Genomic DNA, 23,426 nt, shown 5'->3' on the forward strand with positions numbered 1-23,426 from the left:
CCGACGGCGAGCGTGATCGTGCCCTCGTCCGCCGGACGGTGCCGGGTTCGGGTCACAGCCATTTCGGAAGGGACACCGAGGTGGACGAGGAGACCTTGCGGGCCGAGGCGGTGTCCCGGCCGAGGAGCCAGGCGCACAGTGCCGCCGCCGGGCCGCGCACTTCCTCGGCGAGCTGCTCCGGCCCACTCAGCAGCCAACTGCGGTCGCGGTCGGCCGGGCGCAGCACCAGGACGGGGCAGCCCTCCTTGCCACCGACCGTCGCGCAGGCATCGGTGAGCAGCGCGTCGACCAGGTCCGGGGGGAAGGCATCGAAGTCGCCAGGGGCGTCGGTGGCGAGGTCAACGGCGTGGACCCACAGTTCGCGGGTGCGCATCCAGGGAACTTCGGACGCGGGGATGGTACGGCCCAGTGCGCTGCGTACGGTGGCCTGCCAGGCAGCCGCGGGCAGTGCGTCGAGCGCGTTCAGCAGGCGGTCATCCGCTGAGAGAACGTCCTTCACCACATCCGTGGCCGGACGCCGGGCGCCCCGCTCGATGTCGTCCAGGCGGACCGCCGGGTCGGGATACATCGGTGTCTCGACGCCGGTGCGGGCCCAGGTGAGCAGATTGGCCAGGGCGTCGGCGTTGCGGGCGAGGTGGGTCAGCACATGGGCGCGGGTCCAGCCGGGCAGCGGCGAGGGGGTGTGCACCGCTTGAGCGGACAGGCCGACGACGGCTCCGCGCAGCAGCGCGGAACCGTCGCGGACCCAGGCCAGGCTACGGGCGAAGCCGAACTCAGGCACCGGTGGTCTTCTCCTTGCGGGTGGCGTTGCGGCACTCGCCGATGCCCTCGATACGGGTGGTCAGCACCTGGCCCTCGGTCAGGTAGCGCTGGGGGGTGCGGGCGTGGCCGACACCGCCGGGGGTGCCGGTGGCAATCACGTCGCCGGGGCGCAGGGTGACCATCGTGGAGATGTAGGCGACCAGCGTCGCCGCGTCGAAGACCAGGTCGGAGGTGTCGGCCTGCTGGACGGTCTCCCCGTCCACCTCCCCGGCCAGCCGCAGGCCGGCTCCGGCGTCCACCTCGTCCGGGGTGACCATGACCGGGCCGAAGGGGGTGGTGGCCTCGAAACTCTTGCCCTGGTGCCACTGGGTGGTGCGGTACTGCCAGTCACGGATGGTGACGTCGTTGAGGATGGAGTAGCCGGCGATGGCTGCGGTGGCGGCCTCCTGGTCGGCGTGGCGCACGGTGGTCCCGATCACGACGGCGAGCTCTGCCTCCCAGTCGACGGCGTCGGAGACCGCAGGGAGCACGATGTCGTCGTGGGCGCCGACCAGCGCCTCGGGGAACTTGGTGAACAGCGTCGGGTACTGGGGGATCTCACGCCCCATCTCCTGGATGTGGTTGCGGTAGTTGAGGCCGACGCAGACCACCTTGCCGGGCCGGGGGACGACGGGCGCGTAGTCCAGATCCGCCACGGCGTGAACGGGTCCGTCGGCGGCCTCGGCGATCTCCCGCCAGCCCGGCTCGGACAACAGGGCCCCGAGGTCGGCGTAACCGGTCTCGGTTGCCGTCGCGGTGTCGACGCGGACGCAGGCGGTGCCGTCGGTCGTGCGGATGGTGGCGAGCTTCATCGGGTGGTTCCTTCGCTGGTTGCGGGGTTGGTGCGGTCGGTCAGGTAGAGGTTCAGCCGTTCCATCACCGGGTGGTCGCCGAAGCGGAACAGGTCGAGCTGCCCGCGCGCCTCGATCCGGACCTCGGCCCAGGACGGGACGGCGAGCAGGTCGCCTCGGGCGACCTCGACGGCCTTGCCGTCGAGGTGGAACACTCCGTCGCCCTCGAAGACCTGCCAGACGGAGCTGGCGGACTCGCGGGCGGCCCTGGTCGAGGCTCCGGCGCGCAGCCGGTGCATCTCGGTACGGATCGTGGGCAGGGCGTCGTTGCCGGAGGTCGGGTTGGTGAACCGGACTGCGGCGTGTCCGGGGGCCGTCACGCCGGGGTGGCCCTCGTCCTCGAGTTCCAGCTGGGCCCTCAGCGCGGCGTCGGTGTGCTCCCAGCGGTAGGCGGCCAGCGGCGACTTGGGCAGGTCGGTGGCGGCCGCGGAGACCGGCCGGAGGCCGGGGTGGCCCCACAGCCGTTCGGCGCGGGAGCGCTCCGGGGTGGAGCGGTCGTCCAGCGAGTCGGGGCCGAACTGGAAGAACTCGGTGTTCAGCGCGTTCGACAGCGGGATGTCCAGGCCGTCGAGCCAAGCCATCGGCTGCTCGGTGGTGTTGTGGTGGCCGTGCCAGGCCCAGCCGGGGGTGAGCAGCAGGTCACCACGGCGCATCGCGACCGGGTCGCCGTTCACCAGGGTCCACACGCCTTCGCCCTCCAGCACGAAACGGAAGGCGTTCTGGGAGTGACGGTGCACGGGGGCGACCTCGTTCGGGCCGAGGTACTGCACCGCGGCCCACAGCGTCGGGGTGGCGTGGGGCAGCCCGGGCAGGCCGGGGTTGGCCAGCGAGATGGCCCGGCGCTCACCGCCTCGACCCACTGGAACGAGATCGCCGGCGCGCACCGCGAGGTCATAGACCTCCTTCCAGCGCCAGCGGTGCGGTACCGCCGCCGGACGCGGGGTGACCGGCATCAGGTCCTCGCGCTGGGTCCACAGGGGGAGTAGGCCGTAAGCGTCGAAGTCGCGGTAGAGCTCGGTCAGTCGGGCATCGTGGCCGGACATGGTGGGTGTCCTCTCCTGGACGTGGAGCAGCTGCGGCTCCGGCTCCGGGAAGCCGTGGTTGCCGCTGTCAGCGCGACGCTAGAACGCTGCTTCCGCAGAGAGAACAGTTATTGATCTAAAGTTCCCCTGTGAGGAATTCCAAGGGACTTGAGTCCGTCGACAATGCACTGCACCTACTGCTCCTCCTCCGCGAACACGGTCGCATCCGGCTCTCGGAGGCAGCCGACTCGCTGGGCGTGGCGCGATCGACTGCCCACCGCCTTCTTTCCACTCTGAGGAACCGTGGTTTCGCGGTACAGGGAGTGGACAAGGCATACCGCCCCGGTCCGGCCCTGTACCGGCTGGGTCTCTCCGCGCGTACCGACTACGAGCTTGTCGAGGCGGCCCGTGCGCCGATGCTGCAACTCAACGAGGCGGTGGGCGAGACCGTGCACCTCATGGTGCGGACCGGGGTCCAGGTGCGCTTCCTGCACAGCGTCGAGGGTGCCCACGCGCTGCGGGTCAGCAGCCGCGCCGGGGCGCTGCTTCCCGCGCACCTGGCTTCGGGCGGGAAGGCGCTGCTGGCCGAGCTCACCGAGGGCGAGCTGGGCGAGCTGTACGCGGCCGACGGTTCGGCCGGCGAGGGCGACTCCCCGGAAGCGGCGGTGGAGGCCGGGGCGCTGCACCGGCGGCTGGACGGCGTCCGTCGGGCCGGATTCGCCGTCAACACCGAGGGCACGGAGCGGGGCATCACGGCGGTCGGGGCAGCCGTGCATGACGCCGGTGGCCGGGCCGTCGCCGCTCTCGCGATCTCCGCACCGAGCCTGCGCCTGCCGCGCAGTCGCCTGCCGGAGGCCGCGACGGCTCTCCGCGAGGCGGTGCGGCACCTGGAGGAGTGCCTTTGAGTCGAGGTGCCGCCCGGCGGGCCGACGGCCGCCGATGCACCCGGACCGCAGGGCCCCGACCCAGCGCGGCGTACGCGTGCGCGCATCAGCCGTACGCGGGACGGCATCGTCGCCCTCGAATGTGTGCTGTGCCCGTGTCCGGGGACGAGCAGGAACCGGCCGTTCGCGCGATCAGGGAGGCGACGGTCAGGGCGTCCCTTCTGCGCATCGGCTTCGTGGTCGGCCGGGAGGCCGAGTCGGCGGCGATCTGCTCACGCAGTCCGACGCCGGCCGCTCGGAGTGTGCGCAGAACGGACCTTTCCTCCTGAAGGCGCATGCGAGTCGCATCCTGGCCGAGCTCTCGCGATCGCATGCAGTCGTAGCCCGCGGCGCACGAGTCGGGTCCGAACGTGCTGCGTGAGGTGGGGCTGACCGGACTCGGAGCACCTGAGACTGTCGGATCCGGGCAATCAGGCACAGGCGCGACATTGCCGCACCCTGGCCTGCCGGCTGATCAGTGGCGTGTGGCTCAATGCTCGCGGAGCGAAAGGGGGTGACGGAGGTGGCTGTGCGGACGGCAAAGCAGGTGGGGCCGGCCCGGTCCGGGAAGGTGTGGCTGCGTGCGGTGGCCTGGTCGCTGCTCGGACTGGTGCTCCTGGCGGTCTCGGCGGCCCTGAGCCTTCCGGTCCCCGAGCGGATCGCCGATGAGAAAGCCTTCCTGGCTGCACGGCCGTGCGGTCGGGAGGAGGCAGCCACGGGCACGGCAGACTGCATGCGCACGATCCGTGGGACGGCTCTCTCCGCCGAGCATGCCAAGAACGGAAAGACGGCAGTCTTCCGCGTGCAGCTGCAGGCCCCTGTTCCGGCCCCTGCCGATCAGCCGATGGACCTCGATTCGCACGGCGAATTGTCGGATCTCATCAAGCCGGGGGACGAGGTGGAAGTCACCACCTGGCGGAACATCCAGGTCGCCGTCAGCCACGACGGGGTCAGCGAGACGCTCCCCGGACTGCCGGACGAGCAGGCCACCATGTTCGTCGGGCTCACCCTGGCCGGTGTCTGGCTGGCGATCCTTGCCTTCATCGCCGCGCTCGGCAGCACCCGGAGGGCCCGCGGCCTTGCCACCGGCCGCCCCTTCCCGAACTCGGTCCGATTCAGTCTGGCGAAGTGCGTAGGCGTGGTGGCCGCACCGCTGGCCGCGGGGTTCGTCGCCGGCGGTATCTGGGATGGCTGGACGGCAGTGGTGATGACGGTGGTCATCTGGGCACTGATAGCGCTCCCGGCCACGATTGCCGCCCTGCTGTGGAACCGCGACCGGTCCCGCACCTCGTCGCCCGTCGCCCGGCTTGACGCTGAGGACAGCCGGACCGAGTGAACCGACTCGTCGCCGGTGGTCGGTCATCGCGGCACTGACCGCGTAGCCGCCACCTGCGCAGATGCCCAGCGCACCGATGCGCTCCGCGGCTTCGTCGGTCTGCTCGACGCCGCCGTCCTCTGCCGGCCACCGGCTGTTGGAACAGTTCGTGCACGCCCGAGACATCGCTGTAGTCCTTGAGCGGCAGTACCTACCGCCGAGACAGTTCCGCTGTGGGAGCGGATCGACCTCCTGGTCGGCGGTTCAACGACGCGGACACCAGGAACCGCCCCGCAACACAACGGATTCGGATCACGCTCACCGACATCCACGGGTCGCCGTTCCCGACATCGACGACGAAGTGCACATCTATCCCCCGGAGCCCGGCCGGCCCAGCCGAGGCGGCCCCGCGTCCGGCCTGCAGCCGCACCCTCCCCAGGCCCACCGACCACGGACGGCCCAGTCATCGGCGACGACCTGCGCACCCTCTGCCCAGGCCTTTGAGCCGTGATCGCAGCAGCTCTTCCCTGATGCCGCTCCCGCCCCGAACCGCGCCCGCCGGTCAGAGCGCTGCCCGGTGTCAGGCAATCCCCATGAACGAATGAGCTATCAGCCCGATCGTGATAGGAAAAATCATGAGCAAAGCAGATGAACCGCAGGGAAACGGCACCTATGACGTGGTCGTGGTCGGCGCCGGCCCGGTCGGCCAGAACGTCGCGGAGCACGCCCGCGCGGGCGCTCTCAGCGTGGCCGTGGTGGAGCGGGAACTCGTCGGCGGGGAATGTTCCTACTGGGCGTGCGTACCCAGCAAGGCGCTGCTGCGGCCGGTCATCGCCGTTGCCGACGCCCGCCGCGTGGACGGCGCCCGGCAGGCCGTCACCGGCCGGCTCGACACGGACCAGGTCTTTGCCCGCCGCAATCGCTACGTCACCGACTGGGACGACAGCGGACAGGCCCGGTGGGTGAAGTCCATCGGCGCCGATCTGTTCCGCGGTCACGGCCGGATCGACGGTGCCCGCCGCGTCACCGTCACCCAGGACGACGGTGGGCGCCAGACACTCACGGCCCGGCACGCGGTGGCCATCGCCACCGGCAGCCGGCCCGCGCTGCCCGACATCCCGGGCATCAAACAGGCCCGGCCCTGGACCAACCGGCACGGCACCGACTCCAGCACCGTGCCCGCACGGCTCGCCGTCGTCGGCGGCGGCGGGGTCGGGGTGGAGATGGCCACCCTCTGGCAGGGCCTGGGCTCCCAGGTCACCCTGCTCGCGCGCCGCGCCCTCCTGCCCCGCATGGAACCGTTCACGGGCGAGCTGCTCGAACGCGGTCTCACCGAGGCCGGCGTCGACGTGCGGATCGGCGTACAGGTGACGGCCCTGCGACGCCCGGACCCGAAGGGACCCGTCACTCTCACCCTCGACGACGGCAGTGAACTCGAGGCCGATGAAGCCATGTTCGCCACCGGCCGGGCTCCCGCCACCGACGACATCGGCCTCGACACGGTCGGCCTCGCAACCGGCTCCTGGCTGGACGTGGACACCACCTGCCTGGTCGAGGGTGTCGAAGGCGAATGGCTGTATGCGTTGGGTGATGTCAACCACCGTGCGCTCCTCACTCACCAGGGCAAGTACCAGGCCCGGACCGCGGGCGACGCCATCGCCGCCCGCGCCGCAGGCCGCCCGCTGGACGACGCCCCCTGGGGCGACCACGCCACCACCGCCGACCAGCACGCCGTACCCCAGGTTTTCTTCACCGATCCCGAAGCGGCCGCCGTGGGCCTGAACGCCGAGCAGGCGGCCCGCGCCGGCTACCGCGTCAAGACCGTCGACGTCGACTTCAATGCCGCCCAGGGTGCCAACCTCTACGCCGACGGCTACCAGGGCCATGCCCGGATGGTCGTCGATATGGACCGGGAAGTCCTGCTCGGGGTCACCTTCGTCGGCCCCGGCGTCAGCGAACTCCTGCACTCGGCGACCGTGGCCGTCGCGGGGGAGGTCCCACTCAAGCGGCTGAGGCACGCGGTCGCCTGCTTCCCGACGGTCAGCGAGATCTGGTTCTTCCTCCTCGCCGCCTACCAGCGTGACTGACCGAAGGAACGTCTTGATCGCAGCGAGCACCGGGGAGCGGACATCGCGGGGGGCGGGCCGGTCGACACCAGGGGCGCACCTGCCCGGGACGGGCCGACACCCACGACCCCGGCGGCCTCGCGGCCCCGGAACGGGTCCTGCGGCCGGCCGTCAGGCCGCGTGCCCTGCCCGTGGTCGGTGACGCGGAACGTGCCGCGTTCCACCGGCCCGCTGTGCCCACGCGACCGCAAGCCGCTACCCGACGATTTACACAGGCTGGACTGCGCAAGTTAACCTGTACGTATGAACGAGATCGCTGAGACCACCGGCGTGTCCGAGTCGGCCGTACGCGCGGCACGCGAGTTCCGCGTGGTGTTCAGCCGACTCCGGCGCCGCATGCGTGAGAGCTATGACCCCGGCGACCTCACACCGTCCCAGACCTCCGTCCTCAGCCGCTTGGACAAGGACGGCGAGGCGTCGGTCAGCGACCTGGCGGCCGCCGAGCGCGTGCGGCACCAGTCAGTGGCCTCCACCGTCGCCGTACTGGAGGAACGCGGCCTGGTCGCCCGGCGCCCGGACCCCGGGGACGGTCGGCGGCAGCTGGTCTTCGTCACAAAGAGCGGGCATGCCTTCCTGGAGGACCGCCGCCGCGCCGGAGAGGGCTGGCTCACCCGCGCCCTGGAGGACCACTGCACGGAAGCCGAACGACAGACCCTCATCGAGGCGGCGGCCCTGCTGGAACGGATCGTCCGGTCATGACCGGCAGGGTGACCTGTGTACTGCGCCGGCTGCGCCCCGGCTCGGCCAAGACGCCGGGCGACAGCTTCGACCGGCGGTTGCTGGCTCCGATGATGCTGGGGTCGGTACTCAACCCGGTCAATTCCTCCGTCATCTCCGTCTCCCTGGTACCGATCGGAACCGCTTTCGGCGCACCGCCCTCCCGGACGGCCTGGCTGATCTCCGCCCTCTACCTGGCCACCTCCATCGGGCAACCCGTGGTGGGACGACTGCGACCTCTTCGGACCGCGTCGCCTGTTCCTGGTCGGGACGGCACTGACCGGCGTCGCCGGCATGGTCGCCCCCAACCTCGGCGTGCTCATCGCCGCACGCGTACTCCTCGGCTTCGGCACCTGCTCCGGTTATCCGGCCGCCATGTACCTCATTCGCAGCGAGGCCGGACGCACCGGACAGAAGAGCCCCGCCGGTGTCCTCACCGCGCTTGCCGTCACCACCCAGACCGTCGCCGTCATCGGCCCCAGCCTCGGCGGCCTGCTGATCGGCGTCGGTGGGTGGCGTGCCACCCTGGCCGTCAACATCCCCCTCGCCGTCGGCGGCCTGTACCTCGGCGCCCGCCGACTGCCCGCAACCCCCACCACCCGCCGCAGCGCGGACCGTCACCCCGCCACCGCCCTCGACCTGCCCGGCATGGCACTCTTCGCCACGGCGCTGGTCTGCCTGCTGCTGTTCCTCATGAACCCCGGCGGCGGCCACCGGTACCTTCCGGCGCTGACCCTCGCCGCGGCAGCCGCCTTCACCTGGCGCGAGCTACGTGCACAGCAACCCTTCATCGACATACGCGTACTCAGCGGCAACCTGCCGCTCGTGGCCACCTACGCACGGGCCCTACTCGCCTACATCGTCAGTTACGCGTTCCTGTACGGATACACCCAGTGGACGGAGGAGGGCCGAGGGCTGTCCGCCTCACAGGCCGGACTGGTCCAACTCCCGCTCTTCGCCACGGCCCTCGTCGTCTCCACTCTCACCGGACGCCACCAGGCGATCCGCGGCAAGCTCCTGGTGGGCGCCGTCGGCCAGATCGCCGCATGCGCCCTGGTGCTGCTCCTGCACGCCGACAGTGCCCTGTGGCTCCTCCTGGCCGTCGTCATCGTCCTCGGCGTCCCGCAGGGACTGAACAGCCTCGCCCTGCAGAACGCCGTCTTCCACCAGGCCGACCCCGACCGCATGGGTTCCTCCGCCGGCCTCCTGCGCACCTTCGGCTACCTCGGAGCCATCATCGCCTCCGCCGCCGACGGCGCCTTCTTCGGGCAGCGTGCCGACACCGGTGGACTCCACCATCTCGGCTGGCTCATGCTCGCCGTCAGCGCCCTCTTCCTGGCGGTGACCGTCGCCGACCGCTCCCTGCGCCGCGTCGGAGCCCCACGCCACGACGACACCACCACCGAGACCCAACCCCAGGACACCGACCGGTGACCGAGACCTCTGGCCTCCGCCCGGCAGGACCCGCCCTGCGGCGTCCCGCCGATGCATCATGTTCCTGATGGTCCGGACAGTATCCAGCCGCCCCAGGTCATGATCGGGCTGGAAACCGGGCTGATCCAAGACCGTCTCTCAGCGCGAGCCGCCCGCACGCGAAAGTGCTCACTGCGGGACCGGGGAGCCGGCCGCATCGTCCGCCGAGGCGCTGGCCTTCAGGCGATCCCAGTGCCGGATCACACTCGGCGGCCACCCCGGCGGCGAATGCGGTCGAAGCCAGCCAGAGGGCGTTCGCACCGGTCCCGAGGAGGATCAGCGGGACGCCGGCCAGGGTCATCAAGGACAGGGCGTGAGTCATCGGCCGCCGGACCGTCAGCTTCACCATCACCATGTGGCGAGCAGTGCTCCGGCGCCGCGGGCGCTCAGCACCAGACCCCAGCCGTCGGCGCCGATCGTGCCGGCGGCGATGACCGGGCCGAGGATCTGCCAGACGCCCATGTTGGCGGCGTCGAAGACGGCGAAGGCCAGTGTCACCGACCAGATCCACGGTCTGGAGCTGAAGTAGCGCCAGCCCTGCCGCAGTTCGCCGCGCATCGTCGGGTCACCCGTGGTTCGGGGTGGCAGGTCGGGCAGCCGATGCTGCCGGCGCGTGCAGAATTCATCAAGCGATTTCCAGGAGGGTGGGCCAGGCAATGCCGGGCCCTACAGACCGTCCGGCTTCGCATCGCCGACGCCTCCTCCCGCGCGAGCGCTTGAGGTGGCCCACCGCCGGAACCGGCGTGGCGGGGCCACCCACGTCAGCGGGAGCAGATGACCGTGACGAGGGTGAACGATGCATAGAACGGCCCCTCGGAGAGGCTGGTGAACCAGCGGCGGCCACGGTCCTGGTCGATGCGGCCCGCGTCGATGGCCTGTTGCATATTGCGGCCCAGTCCCAGCGTGTGGTCCGCGTCCTCGAACTCCCGAAAGACCGGTGTCGTTGCCGCCACCGTCTCGATGCTGAAGCCGGCCTTGTCAGCGAGCCGGGCGAGGCTGCGTCCGATGGTGGCGTGCCGGACCACCTCTTCGGTGGTGTACCGGGTGAAAGCACGGCTGGTCCGAATGTCTTCTGCATCGACCACCAGGGTGTCCCAGTCCGGCTCCACGAGACCGATCACGGCGCCGGGGCGGGTGACGCGGTGCAGTTGCGCGAGTACCTCGGTGGGCTCGGTGACATGCATCAGGACACGGTCGATCTTGGCGCGATCAACCGACCCCGCATCCATGGGCAAGGCGTGCACGTCACCTTCCCGGACCTCCACCTCACGCAGGGCGTGGGTACGTTCCCGGGCCCGGGCCAGCATGGCAGGATCACGGTCGACGCCGATCACGGTACCCTGCTCGCCGACCCGTTCTGCCAGCGCCGGAAGGTCCGTACCCGGACCGCATCCCGCATCCAGCACGGTCTGACCCGGCTCAAGGCCCAGTAGATCGATCAACTGCTGTTTGTACGCGCGCCCGGATCCGCTCGCAGCAGCGCGCAGCATGTAGGCAGCCTGATCCGGCCGAGAGACACCGAAAGTCGTCGACATGCCGCAAGTCAAGCACGCCACAGCCGGCGACAGCGCCGTGAATGGGCCTTCTCCGCAGCGGAGTCAAGTCATCGACCACTGAAAAGCAACTGCTCCGCCACGCGCGGATCGACCTCACCCGTCGCACACTCACCTGAGCCTGGACGTCCGCGCCTCGCCGGCGTTGCCCGTCCCGTCGACTCTTCTCTGCCTTCTCTGCCACTTGATCGCTGAATGCTGCAGGCGGATGACAGGCGTTGTGCGCTGCCACCCGGGAACCACGCGTGCACGTCCTGAGCCGGCCGGACCGGGTCGACGAGGCCGCCGTCGAGGTCGGACGGCCCACATTCGAGTACGACGACTGCACCTGTCCGGGCGGCTGTTTCCGCCCGGGGCAACCAACGGCACCGGCCGGTAGTCTGCTCGGGCATGACCTTCCAGCGGATCGCCCACGCCTGCGCACAGTTCTGGCGCTTCGGGCTCGACCAGGTGCGGGCCGTCGCCTTCGCCGTGGTTCTCGTCGGCGGCATCGGCGCCTCGCGGCTGCTGCCCGCCGATCTGCCGGTCCCGCGGTACGACCTGCTCCTGCTCTTCGGTGTGGCGCTGACCGTGCTGGCCCGCAAGGTCGGCTGGGACGGGCCCCGGGACACCGCCGTGATCTTGGGCTGCCATTTCGTGGGGTTGCTCTTCGAGCTGGTCAAGGTACGGATGGGCTCGTGGAGCTATCCGGAGGAGGCTGTGTCCAAGATCGCGGGCGTGCCGCTCTACGGAGGGTTCCTCTACAGCGCTATCGGCAGTTACTGCTGCCGCGCCTGGAAGATCATGGATCTGTCGCTGTCCAGGTATCGGCCGCGGACGATGGCCGTGCTCGCGACCGCCGTGTACCTGAACTTCTTCTCGCACCACTGGCTGCCGGACGTCCGGCTGTTGCTCGCCGTGTTGCTGCTCGCCGCAATGGCCGGCACCTGGGTCCACTTCACGGTGGGCCGTTCCCGTTACCGGATTCCCCTGGCCCTGGCCTTCGCGCTGATCGGCTTCTTCCTCTGGGTCGCGGAGAACGTGGCCACGTACGTCGGCGCCTGGAGCTACCCCCACCAACTCGACGGCTGGCAGCCGGTCCCGTTGGACAAGTTCGGCGCCTGGGCACTGCTGATCAGCGTCACCTTCGTACTGGTCGCCCGTACGCGCAACGTCTCGGGCACCGGTGATCGTGCGTTTCCGGACCAGGCGATGCGGTCCAGCAAGAGCGGCGTGGCGGAGCACGCAGTGCCTGTCGATGGGGCGTCGACGAGCACGACGCGCGATCCCGACGACGTGCGTCGGTCCGACGCCGGAGTGATGGGTGGCGTCACCCGCTCCACCGCCTGACCGGCGTCATGCCAGGGGGACACGCCCTGGAACCAGGGGTCCGGCGTCCAGATGAGCTGCGATGCGCGTGATGGTCCGGGCGTTGTCCTCGAACAGATGCGCCTGCATGCCCGTCACCCGGGCGGCATGGACATTGGCTGCGACATCGTCGATGAAGAGACAGTTCTCCGGACGCACCTCCAGGCTGGTGCATGCGGCCTCGAAGGCACGCCGGTCCGGCTTCTCGATGCCGATCTCGTGCGAGTAGACGATCTGGTCCACCAATGCGTCGAAGTGGTACAGCGCCGTTTCCCGTTCCCGGGCACCTACGAAGCTGTTGCTCAGGATGCCCAGCCTGCAGCGTTCCCGCAGCCCTCGCACATAGGTGATGAGTTCCTCGTTCGGCGTACCCAGATACTCCGCCCACAGATCGGCCGTGAAGGCCTCGGTCCGGAGGGCGTCGAGACCCAAGCGGGTTGCCACCTGCTCATGCACCTCTTGCTCGCTGATGCTCCCGACGCTCCCCGCATGCCAGACGTCGCGCATGCGCTCGTTCACCGTGCCCGGCGGCAGCTCCAGCCGCTCTTCCCACCGTTGAACCCACCCCGTTTGCGGCGTGATCTCCAGCACGCCGCCGATATCAAGAATGACGCAGGTCGCGGTCACGCGAACTCCCCCTCTTCGCCCTGGCCGGCCGACGAGCACACGCCGCCCGCCGATGTGATCCATGACGGCACTGTTGTCCTTCCCCCGGGGGCAAGGTCAAGCCATCGTGGAACCTCGTGAGAGCTCTGTCGCGAGCGGCTGGCACGACTCGGCCGAAGCAGCAGGTGCCGTCAGGACTCGTGACGAAGACGTACGGGTGCCTCAACCAGCCGCATCGCTCCGACCGGCAGATCGTTCCGGTGCCGGCTGGAGTCGCTCGCAGCCGTGGTTGGCGCTGTCCGCCCCCCTGCTGCCTCGTGGCGCTCGAACGGGAGCGCCGGTGCGCTTCCGTTCGAGCGCCACGACAGTGCTCGACGGCGGGGGCTCTACTTGGCAGGGGCTTGGTAGAGGCCACGGCCGGCACGATGGGCCTTTGACGTGGCGACGAGCCGGTCGAGTGTGCTGCGCACGGTGTTGATGCTGCCGACCGTGAGCTCGCGCCCCAGGGCCTCGGTCACTTCGCGGGCCCGGACGGGCGCGCCGCCTGCCGCGGACACCACGTGCATGACCTGCTCGATGAGGCTGCCCCCGTCCTTGGCCGGCACGGCAGGCGCTGCCTTCTGAGCGGCCTGTGCCTTCTCGGACTTCACAGGGATGCTCTTCTTCGCCGGGCGTCCCTGCTTCGGCTTTGCCAGCGCCTTGGGAGCTGCCTTGCTGCTCTTGGCGGCAGGGGTCCTGCGGGCCTTGCGGGGGGCGGGGACGGCTGCCGCATCCGATTCCGCTGCATCTTCAGGTGCAGTGGACGTACTGGGTTCCTGCTGACTCTCCGAGGGAGCGACCTGCGGTTCGGACGCGGCCTCTGCCTCGCTGTCGGGCAGCGCAACGGGCGAGTCGCTAGGGCCCGCTTCAGCCGATTCCGCTGCGGCTGCCGGTACGAAGGGTGCGGCGGTCAATGCCTGCAGAGCGGTCAGGGCAGTGCGCACCGACTCCAGGCGTTCGGTGACCGTGACGAGTTCCGTCTTCAGGGCCTGCTGGTGTTCTTCCAGACGTGGAAGTTCCTCCTGCAGGAGGGTTGTTGTGGCTTCGACGCTGCCCGGGGTGCTGGTTGCGGAGGTCATGTTGCCGCCTTTCTGTTCCGGTCGACCATCGGTGACCGCTGCTTGCAGCGTAGGGGGTGTTGTGTTGTGCTGCGTCCGGCTCCGCCAAATTTCCCGCTATCAGTTGACTTGTATGCAGACATTCGTCCGGAGATCCCTCCGGTCCTGCCTCGATTCCGTCCGCGATGGCCGTCGGTGCTGTGCGGCAGCATGCATGAAGACCCGGACCTCGCCGGACGCCCGGACCCGGTCGAGGTCAACGGTGCCCGCCCGCGCAACCGCCGCGGTGGCGCCCGTCGACGGCATCGTCGTGGCGACCGCCTACTGGGGCGCCGGGACCGCCCGTCCCTCGCCCCGCCTGCTCAAGGGCCGTGCGCGGGTGCCGGTGTTCGTCACCCACTGGCCGGCCCGGACCCGGCAAAATGGTCATCCCGCGTGCGACGTGTGCCCGGACACCGGCTTCGCCCGGTGATCGCCGACGTCGCCGGCCGCCTCGTCCCCCGGCAACAGCCGGTGGATGACCGGGCTGCTCTGCGGGGCATTGTTCACGTGCTACGGCAAGAGCGCGTACTTTCGCCTGGCTTCACCAGTTCAACCGGTGCCGTGACCAGTCCGCGCCGATGGACTCATGTTCTGTTCCATGCAGTTCACGCCGCACCGGGCTGGTTCTGCATTCCGCAGCCGCGGTCGGTCACCTGCGAGACCGTGCCGGGCCCGGCCCGCCGACGGGCAGGCCCAGCCCTTCCGACGCCGGTCGAGGTCGGGGTTCGCTCAGTGCTCACCGCGTCCCGATGTCGTGAGCGGTGCCGTCGGCGATGGCTTGGAGTTTGTCCGGGTTGGCCACGTTGTGGATGGAGGCAATGCGGCCGTCGGCGTCGAAGTCGAAGGTGACAGTGGCGATCACGCGGCCCGATCCGCTGAACAGCACGCCCGGCCCTCCGTTGATCTCGACGAGTTCGGCGTTCATGTCGGCGGGCTCGATGCCCTGGTAGGTGACCGTGCCGATGGCCGCGAACCAGGCTGCCACCGTTGGTGCGCCCACGAACGGGCGCAGGGCCTGGCGGACCTTGCCGCCGCCGTCGGTCCACAGGGTGACGTCCGGGGACAGCAACTCCATCAGGGCGTTGACGTCACCACCGGTCGCGGCGGCGAAGAACCGTTCGGTGACCTCGCGCTGCCGCGACCGGTCGGTGGTGAAGCGCGGCCGTCGGGCCCGTACATGCTCACGAGCACGGTGTGCGGCCTGCCTCACCGCGGCTTCGGAACGCTCCACCGCCTCCGCGATTTCGGCATGGCTGAAGCCGAAAACCTCCTTCAGTACGAACACTGCGCGCTCGAGCGGGCTCAGCGTCTCCAATACCACCAGCATCGCCATCGACACGGACTCGGCGTCCGCGACGGCTTCGGCGGTGTCGCGGCTGGTGAGGATGGGCTCCGGAAGCCACGGCCCCACATAGGTTTCCCGCTTGTGGCGGGTGGAGCGCAGCCGTTCCAGTGCCAGATTCGACACGATCCGCGTCAAGTACGCCTTGGGGTCGGCCACCTGCGAGCGGTCGGCGGAAGACCACTTGATCCAGGCGTCCTGGACCGCGTCCTCGGCATCGGCCGCGGTGGAGAGGAGCCGGTAGGCCACCGAGAACAGCAGGTTTCGATGCTGGTGGAACACCTGCTGGTCGAGGTCCTCGGACAGGTCGGTCACTGCGTCCCCCGAACCTTGGTGAAGTGGCCACCGCGGGGCCAGAACGCGCCCGAGGCCGGCATCTTCTTCATGCGGCCGTAGGTCGGCCAGGGCGAGGCGGTCACCGTCTCCTTATACCGGACCGCCATACGGCCAGTCAGATGAATTGATCGCGGGCTGTCGTCGGGGCGAGTGAACTGCACCACCGCGTCGTGGCGCCCCAGGCTCACCGGTGTGTGGTAGTAGCCGAAACGGAACGGCTTGGGCCGCCTGCCCTTCAACGCGCGGACGATCGAGACCGCGACGTGCACACCGGTCGGCATGCCGCTCTGGCAGGTGCCGTGCATGACGCCGTAGCCCTGGCGGATCGCGGCCGCGTCGCCGATGGCGTACACCTCCGGGTGCGACACCGACCGCAACGCGTCGTCGGTGACGATGCGGCCGCGCTCGTCGACGGTCAACCCGGCGGCGGCCGCCATCGGCGACACCCGCGTACCGCTGGTCCACAGGACCACATCGGCGGCGATGCTCTCCCCGCCCGCCAGCTCGACCGAATCGGGCAGCACCTTCACCACCTCGACCCCGCTGCGCACCGCCACCCCCAACCGGTCCAGCGCGCCCTGCAGATAGGCCTTGGCCTTCACGTTCATGGCCGCACCGGGCTCCTGTCGGCCCAGCAGCACCACGGTCGATTCCGGGTACCGCTCGGCGATTTCCGCGGCCGACTCGACGCCGGTCAGCCCGCTGCCGCCGACGACCACCGTGCCGCTTCCGAGCCGCTCCAGCCGGTCGGCCAGCACCTCGGCGTCCTGGGCGCTGTTCAGGGTGTACGCATGGTCGTCGACACCCGGTACCGCCGCTGTGTCGGCCGCACCGCCCAACCCGTACACGAGCGTGTCGTAGCGCAGGACCCGGCCGTCGTCGATCCGCACCGTCTTCGCGTCCGCGTCCACCGCTGTCACCCAGCCGCGCACGAACTGCGTGCCCGTACCGTCCAGCAGCTCCGGGATGCTCAGTTCGGCGAGCTGCTGGCCGGTCGCCGTCATGTGCAGCCGCAGCCGTTCGGTGAACCGCTCCTGCGCATTCACCAGGGTCACCTGCACGCCCTCGCGCCGCTTGACGCGAGCCGCGAGCTGGATGGCCGCGGACATGCCCGCGTAACCCGCCCCAAGGATCAGAACCTGGTGGGTGGTTGTCCTGTCGGCCTCATGCTGTGCGCTCATCGCTTCGCCTTCCTCCGCCCGCTGTTGACGACCACCAGATGCAAGCCGGCCCCCCGTCCGTGACATGAGACCGATGTGATGCGCGACACACCCGAGGTCGGTGGGCCCAGGCCGCGGGCTGCCCAAGGGGTCCGCGAAGCCGCACCGGCCCGGAGGACCTGGCGGGGGCCCGTTACCCCCTCCGGGACACTGACCAACAGGTTGGCTCCGGCCACGAATGCGGCGACGCCACCATGTCTTCCCGTGGCCGTTCCTGTCGGACACCCGCCCCTGGCCGTCGGCCCGTCGGGAGCTCACCCGAGCAGCTCTACGAGGTGACGGGCGCTGGGAAACGGCAGACCGGAACCACGGGAAACTACTGGCCGGCGGGGCTCCGGCGCCGATGACGGGCCTCTGCCGTCGTGGCGAGTCGGGCAGTCCGTGTGCGAGGCGCGCGCCGGCCGGTGCTGAAGGCGACATCGGCCGTGGCGTCCTCGCCGCCCACGTCGATCGGGCAGACCGGATCGCGCGCCGGGTGCGGAAGGTGACGATCGCGTGCCTCACCTCTGGTAGGCCGGGGCTCCTACAGCACGTAGCATGGCCGGTATGGAGTTGCGTCAGTTGCGGTACTTCGTCGCGGTCGCCGAAGAGCTGAACTTCGGGCGTGCCGCGGAGCGGCTCCTCATCGCAGGCCCCTCCCTGTCCCAGCAGATCAAGGCGCTGGAGCGCGACCTCGGCGTGCGGCTCTTCGACCGTGACCGCCGCTCGGTGGCGCTCACCCCCGCCGGAGCGGCTCTGCTTCCGCACACCCGAGCGCTTCTGGACCGCGCCGACGACCTGCAGAACCGCGCGGCCAGGATCGCCGGCTCCGAACCGGTGCGGCTCGGCTACGTCAACTGGCTGCCCGCGGATCTGACCGCCCGCACCTCGTCCTCGGCGCGCCTGCACATGGACGCCTGGGTGGCGCCGTCGCACACCCAGGCCGCCCGGGTGGCGGACGGCAGCCTGGACCTGGCGGTGTGCTGGGTGCACCAGGAGGAGCTGGAGAAGCGCGGACTCAATGCCCGGCTGATCGGCGCCGACCGGCTCTACGCCGTGTCCACCGGGCCCGACTCCGGTGAGGTGCGTGCGCGGGACACCGCCGTCCTGCTGGACGACGACGCGACGACGTGGTCGTCCTGGAACGACTACGCCGAGCAGATGGCCCGGGCGACCGGTGCCCACGCGTTGCGCATCTCCGACGGCGGCATCACCGGCCCCGCGTTCTTCGACCACGTGCGCCGTTCCAGGCGCCCGATCGTCAACTCGCCCAAGGGCCAGACCACTCCGCTACCGCCCGACCTGGTCGCGCGTGCCGTGGGCGAGCCGAAGATGTACTGGACCTGGTCCGTTGTGTGGCGCCGGAGCGAAACCCGCCCGGCCGTGCTGAACACCGTCGATGCCCTGACCGAAGGCGTCGGCGACTTCGGCATCCATGAGCCGGATGCCTGGCTCCCCGACGGGGACCCGCACAAGCAGTAGGCCGTTCCTCATGAGCGCCCGGTCCTTGGAGCAGTCGCCGCATCAAGCGCGTGGTGGCTCCAGGCTCCTGTCCCGCTCGGCTGACACCAGGAGCGCTCGCCTTCGAATGGCGCGACGACCACTTCGCCTGTCGTCGGAGGCCGCGTCTACCAGATGGGAGGAACCCGGTCCTGGCGTCCGCCCTGATGGCGGGCGCAGTGTTGGGTCATGGGAACCCGGCAGAGCGTCACCTCCAAGGGTCCCGCCGGCGCCCGGAAGTGGCTCATGGTGCGGCTGGTCGGCGGGCCGACCGTATGCGACATCGGTGGACTGGGGTTGCCGAACGCCCCGACGTTCGATGCACTCGGACCGGTCACCTGCGGCTCCCATGCCCTCGCCTGCGCTGGCGGGCCGGCAGCGGCCGTCGAGAACGTCGGCACGATTCACGCCGCACTGCTCGCCCACGACCAGCACGCCGGCAACGTGGACGGCGCGGGTCCGCGGCTGCTCGCGAACGTCTCCGTAACGCTCACCACCTCCGCGACCGTCGATCGCCCGGGCCGTAATGCCACCGCTCTGCCCGCCCTGGCACCACCTGACGGCGGGCTGCCCGGACGGCGGCTGAGTGAAGCTCACCGGCGCACCGGCCAGGCATCGTCCGGAGGGCTCCGAAAACATCACCGGCTGGGTCATGGGATTCGTGCGGACCGGTCCGGACGCGCCGACAATCTGCATCAGCGCCCCGCAGTACCGCCCTGGAGAGCGTCACCGAGGTGGCCGGCGCTTCGTCCCGATACGGACGCCCCGGTGGTTGCCGCCCTGAGCGCCCACCCCAACGCCCCGGGCACTGCCGGCAACCCCACGTGATGCCTCTGTCGGTGTCCGTGCGGGCCACCCCCAACCCCGGGGCCGTGGCGGCGTACGGCGGCGCCCCACCAAGTCTTTCGCACTGCCCTGTCGAAACCCGTGAAGGACCACAACGTGAGCGCAACACCCCCGAGCCCCCACGACGTCGATCCCGGAGGCGCACTTCACTCACCGTGGGCCCATGTGGCACAGGCGGCCGCTGCCCTGGCGGCAGGCATGGGCGTCGGCCGTTTCGTGTACACGCCGATCCTTCCCCTGATGCACGCGCAGGTCGGCCTGTCGGCCGGGGCAGGCGCGGACCTGGCCACCGCCAACTATGTCGGCTACCTGGTCGGCGCCATCGCCGGCATCCTCCTGCCGCAACTGGTGCGCTCGTCGGCCGTCCTGCGCGGCTGCCTGGTGGTGCTGACCGTGTCCCTGGCAGCGATGCCCATGACCCACGCGACCGCCGTGTGGCTGCTGCTGAGGCTGTGTGCGGGTGTGGCGAGCGCGCTGATTTTCGTCTTTGCCGCCGGCTCCCTTCTCAGCCACCTGCGCGACCATCCCGCCCATCTGCCCGGCTGGGCGTTCGGCGGAGTCGGCGCCGGTATCGCCCTGTCCGGTCTGCTCGTTCTCGTCGTGCGCTCCACCGCCGACTGGCAGGCAGCCTGGTGGGCCTCCGCCGGCCTGGCCGCACTGCTCGCGATCCCCTCGTGGTTCCTGCGGCCGGAACCCGCGCCCCAAGCGGTGGCCTCCACGCCCGGGGCACAGCGACAGACGACCGGCCCGCGCCCCTATCGCTGGTTCACCGCGCTGTTCGCCTCCTACACACTCGAGGGCATCGGCTACATCATCGCCGGTACCTTCCTGGTCGCTGCCATCGAGCAGAGCTCTCCGGGCTGGATCGGCAGCGGTGCCTGGGTACTGGTCGGCCTGGCGGCCATTCCGTCGTCTGCGCTGTGGGCGGGACTGGGCCGCCGCTGGTCCCGCCCCGACCTCCTGCTGGCCGCACTGGCCGTCCAGGCCGTCGGCATCGCCCTGCCCGCACTGATCGGTGGAGTCGCAGCGGCACTGCTGTCCGCGCTGCTCTTCGGCGCCACCTTCATCGGAGTGAGCACCCTGGCACTCGCGACCGGCGCGCACCTGCGCTTCCCCCGCGCCGTCGCCCTGTTGACGGCGGGATACTCCGTCGGCCAGATCCTCGGCCCGCTGGTCGCCACCCCCCTGCTGCGGCACGGCTACCACCAGGCCCTGATCCTCGCGGCCGTCGTCGTCCTGGTGGCCGCCCTCGCAGCAGCCCTGCTCCGCATCGGATTCCCGCACCACATGCCCACGCCCGGCCACCCGGTCCTGCGTTCAGAACCCGCGTCGGGCGCCCAGTTGGCGTCCGTCGACACCACCGAGGCCCAGGCAGACTGACCGAGGTCGTCTCGACCCGCGGCCAAGAAGCCGTCGCGCAGGTCTGCGGCTGCACCAGCGAGTACCCACGCGAGTGATCACGTAGGGGATGGCGTTCGAGACCTCAGGGTCAAAGATCAAACCGGTTCGGGAAGTTGCCGTCCGCAGCCGGCCGGCCGGGCGAACCCGGCTCAGCGGATCAACGGCCGCGGCCGACTGGGTCGTCCCTGCAGCGTTGCCGCACAGGGCGGTTGCTCGATATGTGCCAGGGGCCCCTCACATCGGGACATGATCGACAGTGCGCCACCAACCCCAACATAGTGTTTGGGTCATGAATTTTTCCTTGTGCGCCCGTCCGTTGTCGTCTACGGCAAACAGGACGACGCGTCCGCCGTTCGGCCCCAGCTGGTTTGCGGCCGTCATGGGCACCGGCATCGTCGCCAACGCGGCGGTCACCCTGCCGTGGAGCTTCCGCGGGCTGCGGACCGCTGCCATGGGGGTCTGGCTGGGCGCCGCGCTGCTGCTGATCCTGATGGCTGTCGGTTACCTGCGGCAGCGGGCGCTGCGTCTGCACGCCGCTGATCCGGTGATGGCCCAGTTCTTCGGCGCGCCGCCGATGGCGCTGCTCACGGTGGGCGCCGGGGCGCTGCTGCTCGGCCGACGGCTGATCGGGCTCGAGGGGGCGCTGGCCGTGGACTGGGTGCTCTGGTCGCTCGGTACCGTGCTCGGCCTTGCCACAGCCTGCACGGTGCCCTATCTGATGGTCACCCGGCACCGCTTCGCGCCGGACGCGGCGTTCGGCGGCTGGCTGATGCCGGTGGTGCCGCCGATGGTCTCCGCCGCGACGGGCGCGCTGCTCGTCCCCTACACACCGGCCGGCCAGCTGCGGCTCGCCCTGCTGCTGGGCTGCTACGCGATGCTCGGGCTCGGGCTGGTCGCGGCCCTGCTGGTGCTGGCCATGATCTACGGCCGCCTGGTGCACCACGACGCACCCACCGGAACGGTGGTGCCCACGGTGTGGATCGGCCTGGGGGCGTTGGGCCAGTCGGTGACGGCACTCGGCGCGCTGGCCGCGGTGGCGCCGAGCGCGCTGCCCGCGCCCTACGCACGGGGCACCGCGGTCTTCGCGCTGCTGGGCGGAGTCGTGATGTGGGGCTTCGCCATGCTGTGGCTGGCGCTCGCCGTAGGGCTGACCGTACGGACGATACGGGCCGGGCTGCCCTTCGCGCCCACGTGGTGGTCCTTCATCTTCCCGGTCGGCGCCTGTGTGACTGCCACCGGCACCCTCGCGGCGAGGACCGGCTCGGAGCCGTTCATCTGGACTGCCGTCGTGCTGTACGCGCTGCTCGTCATCGCCTGGGTGGTGGTGGCCGGACACTCCGTTCGCCACGCCGCCGGCCTCGTGTGCCGGCGGGCCGTCGCCGGCCACGGGCGTCGGCGGCGCGTCGAGCCGGACCTGCGGCTCGACGTGGCGACCGGGCTCAGTGGCACCGTCCGCACCACCACCGACGGCCGCCCGATCCCCGAGGCGCGGGTCACCCTCCTCGACCCGGCAGGAGACGTCGTCGGCGTCACACTCACCGACGAGGACGGCTCCTACGCCTTCACCGACCTCGAAGGCGCGCACTACACCCTCGTAGCTGCGGGGTACCCGGCCCAAGCCACACCCCTGACCCTCGACGGCACCGGCCAGGACGCCTTCCACCTCACGCTGGCACACGACGAGGCCTGAAGCACTTCTTTCACGGACGAGCCTGCTCCGCGCGTTCGGAGCGGGCCCCTCGTGCGTTTCGTGTGATCGCAGGCGCGGCGCTCCCTGTCGAGGTCATCCGCCGCGGCATACGCCGTTCGGCACTGAAGCGGACGTTGTTCCGCGGCGCGGTCGAGGCCATCGCCGACCGCGCCGCGCAAGTGCCCGCCGGCACACCTCCGGCCGCCGCTGATGAGCCCCGGCAGACACGGGCGGCCATAGTGCGCGGCCTGGCAGCCTTCCTCGCACGGCAGGCAGCCGCACGCGACGTCAGGTCAGGTGCGCATCCCGTCCGGTACGCAATTGCGCGAGTCGGGCCATCTGCTCACCCATGCCGCGTGTGCCGGCCAGCGGCGTGCGGGCGTGCGGCCAGATGGTGCGGACGAGCCCGACGTGCCGTGCTCCGCCGAGGGCCACGACGGGGTCGAGGAACAGGATGTCACGCAGAGTTGCCTGCTCCCGGAGAGCGTGGGCGGTTATGGCGTCGGCTGCGCCATGGGGCGTGTCGTACGGCTCGATGACGTCGTCGAGGCCGAGCAGGCCGTAGCGGGCGGAGAGGATCAGTAGCCGGTCGGGCTGCAGCGCGTCAGCCGCCTTGCGGCACGCACGGTGATAGGAGCCGACATACATGTCTGCCGCCCGTGCGGGACGGTCCAGTTTGCGGCTACCGCACGGGATGATGACGAGTTCCGGTGTGAAGCAGTCGAGATGGTCGTTGGCGGTCATGCCTGTTGTCCTGCCTGTTCGCGTGAGACGTGGGCGGTACCAGTGGTCTGCGCACCTGGTAGGCGTTTCCTCCCGGGCCGGTGTCACCGGCCCGCCGACCGGGCGGACCGATGGCACCGGACCGGGAGGACTCGAAGCCGCCTGGACGGTCGCTCGATACCGAGCGCATGGGGCACTGAGGCGTGGACCGGCCCGGTCCAGGCCCCCTTGGGCGTCGACTCGGCGGCCCTGAGGTCGCGCCCGATCACGTACAAGCAGGCTCCGGACCGCAGCGACCTCGAGCCGCGTGGACTCCTAGCCCGCGGATCAGGACCTGCGGCACTCCGTATTCCGGCGTCAGCACCACGCCGGAAGCATTCCACGCGCAGGCCGGCTGTCCGGCGCGATGTCCTGATGTGACGCCGTTGTGGCATATCCGAGTGTCCCTCTCGGCTCCCGCGATGCCATAGCGTCGATGGCGTGACACAGTCGGATGGGATTGCCTCCACGACAGAT

General features: G+C 70.4%; 19 protein-coding genes and 2 pseudogenes. 11 read left to right on the plus strand and 10 right to left on the minus strand.

Annotated features, from left to right (window positions below; all coding sequences use genetic code 11):
- Positions 1 to 52: 52 nt before the first annotated feature.
- Genes OG878_RS37870 through OG878_RS37880 form a run of 3 tightly spaced genes read right to left on the minus strand, consistent with a single transcriptional unit; the run spans position 53 to position 2,695 of the window.
- Positions 53 to 781 carry a maleylpyruvate isomerase family mycothiol-dependent enzyme gene (locus OG878_RS37870; RefSeq protein WP_328890971.1) on the minus strand — a complete coding sequence of 243 codons (729 nt, stop codon included), beginning with the start codon at positions 779 to 781 and terminating at the stop codon, positions 53 to 55.
- Positions 774 to 1,613: a fumarylacetoacetate hydrolase family protein gene (locus tag OG878_RS37875; RefSeq protein ID WP_328890972.1), complete on the minus strand. Its 840-nt coding sequence runs from the start codon at positions 1,611 to 1,613 to the stop codon at positions 774 to 776. Before OG878_RS37875 ends, OG878_RS37870 begins: the two co-directional genes overlap by 8 nt.
- Positions 1,610 to 2,695 carry a cupin domain-containing protein gene (locus tag OG878_RS37880; RefSeq protein WP_328890973.1) on the minus strand — a complete coding sequence of 362 codons (1,086 nt, stop codon included), beginning with the start codon at positions 2,693 to 2,695 and terminating at the stop codon, positions 1,610 to 1,612. The genes OG878_RS37875 and OG878_RS37880 overlap by 4 nt, the downstream gene beginning before the upstream one ends.
- Before the next feature lie 128 nt (positions 2,696 to 2,823).
- Here OG878_RS37880 and OG878_RS37885 point away from each other — a divergent pair, with 128 nt between their 5' ends.
- From OG878_RS37885 to OG878_RS37905, 5 genes and pseudogenes are all read left to right on the plus strand, one after another.
- A complete protein-coding gene (locus tag OG878_RS37885) occupies positions 2,824 to 3,579 on the plus strand; it encodes an IclR family transcriptional regulator (RefSeq protein ID WP_328890974.1) in 756 nt (251 codons plus the stop codon).
- Between the two features lie 547 nt (positions 3,580 to 4,126).
- A complete protein-coding gene (locus OG878_RS37890; protein ID WP_328891545.1) occupies positions 4,127 to 4,933 on the plus strand; it encodes a hypothetical protein in 807 nt (268 codons plus the stop codon).
- Between the two features lie 614 nt (positions 4,934 to 5,547).
- Positions 5,548 to 6,999, plus strand: coding sequence for a dihydrolipoyl dehydrogenase family protein (locus tag OG878_RS37895; protein WP_328890975.1), 1,452 nt, complete (start codon positions 5,548 to 5,550; stop codon positions 6,997 to 6,999).
- A gap of 282 nt (positions 7,000 to 7,281) precedes the next feature.
- Complete coding sequence (locus OG878_RS37900) at positions 7,282 to 7,737, plus strand: MarR family winged helix-turn-helix transcriptional regulator (RefSeq protein ID WP_328890976.1); 456 nt, start codon at positions 7,282 to 7,284, stop codon at positions 7,735 to 7,737.
- A pseudogene (locus OG878_RS37905) lies at positions 7,734 to 9,189 on the plus strand (MFS transporter). The gene OG878_RS37900 and the pseudogene OG878_RS37905 overlap by 4 nt, the downstream one beginning before the upstream one ends.
- 387 nt (positions 9,190 to 9,576) lie before the next feature.
- Here OG878_RS37905 and OG878_RS37910 read toward each other — a convergent pair.
- Positions 9,577 to 9,786: a hypothetical protein gene (locus OG878_RS37910; RefSeq protein WP_328890977.1), complete on the minus strand. Its 210-nt coding sequence runs from the start codon at positions 9,784 to 9,786 to the stop codon at positions 9,577 to 9,579.
- Positions 9,787 to 9,989: 203 nt separating this feature from the next.
- Positions 9,990 to 10,718 carry a methyltransferase domain-containing protein gene (locus tag OG878_RS37915; protein WP_328890978.1) on the minus strand — a complete coding sequence of 243 codons (729 nt, stop codon included), beginning with the start codon at positions 10,716 to 10,718 and terminating at the stop codon, positions 9,990 to 9,992.
- Positions 10,719 to 11,171: 453 nt separating this feature from the next.
- Here OG878_RS37915 and OG878_RS37920 point away from each other — a divergent pair.
- A pseudogene (locus OG878_RS37920) lies at positions 11,172 to 11,930 on the plus strand (DUF817 domain-containing protein); the annotation flags it as partial.
- Positions 11,931 to 12,116: 186 nt separating this feature from the next.
- Here the strand turns inward: OG878_RS37920 and OG878_RS37925 are convergent.
- Together OG878_RS37925 and OG878_RS37930 are read right to left on the minus strand one after the other, a co-directional pair.
- A complete protein-coding gene (locus tag OG878_RS37925) occupies positions 12,117 to 12,755 on the minus strand; it encodes an HAD family hydrolase (RefSeq protein WP_328890979.1) in 639 nt (212 codons plus the stop codon).
- A 365-nt stretch (positions 12,756 to 13,120) separates the two neighbouring features.
- Positions 13,121 to 13,852, minus strand: a complete 732-nt coding sequence (locus OG878_RS37930; RefSeq protein WP_328890980.1) for a hypothetical protein — start codon at positions 13,850 to 13,852, stop codon at positions 13,121 to 13,123.
- 241 nt (positions 13,853 to 14,093) lie between these two features.
- Between OG878_RS37930 and OG878_RS37935 the strand changes: the two genes are divergently transcribed.
- Positions 14,094 to 14,303: a hypothetical protein gene (locus OG878_RS37935; protein ID WP_328890981.1), complete on the plus strand. Its 210-nt coding sequence runs from the start codon at positions 14,094 to 14,096 to the stop codon at positions 14,301 to 14,303.
- 306 nt (positions 14,304 to 14,609) lie between these two features.
- On the opposite strand, the gene OG878_RS37940 is transcribed toward OG878_RS37935, so the two are convergent.
- Positions 14,610 to 15,530, minus strand: a complete 921-nt coding sequence (locus OG878_RS37940; protein WP_328890982.1) for an RNA polymerase sigma-70 factor — start codon at positions 15,528 to 15,530, stop codon at positions 14,610 to 14,612.
- Entirely contained in the window at positions 15,527 to 16,732 is a 1,206-nt protein-coding gene (locus OG878_RS37945; protein WP_328890983.1) for an NAD(P)/FAD-dependent oxidoreductase, read from the minus strand. Before OG878_RS37945 ends, OG878_RS37940 begins: the two co-directional genes overlap by 4 nt.
- A gap of 576 nt (positions 16,733 to 17,308) precedes the next feature.
- Here OG878_RS37945 and OG878_RS37950 point away from each other — a divergent pair.
- From OG878_RS37950 to OG878_RS37965, 4 genes are all read left to right on the plus strand, one after another.
- Entirely contained in the window at positions 17,309 to 18,232 is a 924-nt protein-coding gene (locus OG878_RS37950) for a LysR family transcriptional regulator (RefSeq protein WP_328890984.1), read from the plus strand.
- Positions 18,233 to 18,439: 207 nt separating this feature from the next.
- Positions 18,440 to 19,078: a hypothetical protein gene (locus tag OG878_RS37955; RefSeq protein ID WP_328890985.1), complete on the plus strand. Its 639-nt coding sequence runs from the start codon at positions 18,440 to 18,442 to the stop codon at positions 19,076 to 19,078.
- A 216-nt stretch (positions 19,079 to 19,294) separates the two neighbouring features.
- The gene (locus tag OG878_RS37960) at positions 19,295 to 20,476 is read left to right on the plus strand and encodes a YbfB/YjiJ family MFS transporter (protein ID WP_328891519.1); all 1,182 of its coding nucleotides are present in this window, start codon (positions 19,295 to 19,297) and stop codon (positions 20,474 to 20,476) included.
- 400 nt (positions 20,477 to 20,876) lie between these two features.
- Positions 20,877 to 22,187 carry a carboxypeptidase regulatory-like domain-containing protein gene (locus OG878_RS37965; protein ID WP_328890986.1) on the plus strand — a complete coding sequence of 437 codons (1,311 nt, stop codon included), beginning with the start codon at positions 20,877 to 20,879 and terminating at the stop codon, positions 22,185 to 22,187.
- 288 nt (positions 22,188 to 22,475) lie between these two features.
- Here the strand turns inward: OG878_RS37965 and OG878_RS37970 are convergent, their stop codons facing one another.
- Entirely contained in the window at positions 22,476 to 22,931 is a 456-nt protein-coding gene (locus OG878_RS37970) for a DUF6884 domain-containing protein (RefSeq protein WP_328890987.1), read from the minus strand.
- Positions 22,932 to 23,426 lie beyond the last annotated feature (495 nt).

This window comes from Streptomyces sp. NBC_00316 (assembly GCF_036158715.1).
Lineage (GTDB): Bacteria > Actinomycetota > Actinomycetes > Streptomycetales > Streptomycetaceae > Streptomyces.

What these genes read in the sequence shown, in the direction of transcription:
- OG878_RS37970 (WP_328890987.1), bottom strand. Translation starts at nt 22,931, where the DNA reads ATGACCGCCAACGACCATCTCGACTGCTTCACACCGGAACTCGTCATC.
- OG878_RS37915 (WP_328890978.1), bottom strand. Translation starts at nt 10,718, where the DNA reads ATGCTGCGCGCTGCTGCGAGCGGATCCGGGCGCGCGTACAAACAGCAG.
- OG878_RS37965 (WP_328890986.1), top strand. Translation starts at nt 20,877, where the DNA reads ATGGGCACCGGCATCGTCGCCAACGCGGCGGTCACCCTGCCGTGGAGC.
- OG878_RS37895 (WP_328890975.1), top strand. Translation starts at nt 5,548, where the DNA reads ATGAGCAAAGCAGATGAACCGCAGGGAAACGGCACCTATGACGTGGTC.
- OG878_RS37875 (WP_328890972.1), bottom strand. Translation starts at nt 1,613, where the DNA reads ATGAAGCTCGCCACCATCCGCACGACCGACGGCACCGCCTGCGTCCGC.
- OG878_RS37930 (WP_328890980.1), bottom strand. Translation starts at nt 13,852, where the DNA reads ATGACCTCCGCAACCAGCACCCCGGGCAGCGTCGAAGCCACAACAACC.
- OG878_RS37900 (WP_328890976.1), top strand. Translation starts at nt 7,282, where the DNA reads ATGAACGAGATCGCTGAGACCACCGGCGTGTCCGAGTCGGCCGTACGC.
- OG878_RS37880 (WP_328890973.1), bottom strand. Translation starts at nt 2,695, where the DNA reads ATGTCCGGCCACGATGCCCGACTGACCGAGCTCTACCGCGACTTCGAC.
- OG878_RS37945 (WP_328890983.1), bottom strand. Translation starts at nt 16,732, where the DNA reads ATGAGCGCACAGCATGAGGCCGACAGGACAACCACCCACCAGGTTCTG.
- OG878_RS37955 (WP_328890985.1), top strand. Translation starts at nt 18,440, where the DNA reads ATGGGAACCCGGCAGAGCGTCACCTCCAAGGGTCCCGCCGGCGCCCGG.
- OG878_RS37950 (WP_328890984.1), top strand. Translation starts at nt 17,309, where the DNA reads ATGGCCGGTATGGAGTTGCGTCAGTTGCGGTACTTCGTCGCGGTCGCC.
- OG878_RS37960 (WP_328891519.1), top strand. Translation starts at nt 19,295, where the DNA reads ATGGGCGTCGGCCGTTTCGTGTACACGCCGATCCTTCCCCTGATGCAC.
- OG878_RS37910 (WP_328890977.1), bottom strand. Translation starts at nt 9,786, where the DNA reads ATGCGCGGCGAACTGCGGCAGGGCTGGCGCTACTTCAGCTCCAGACCG.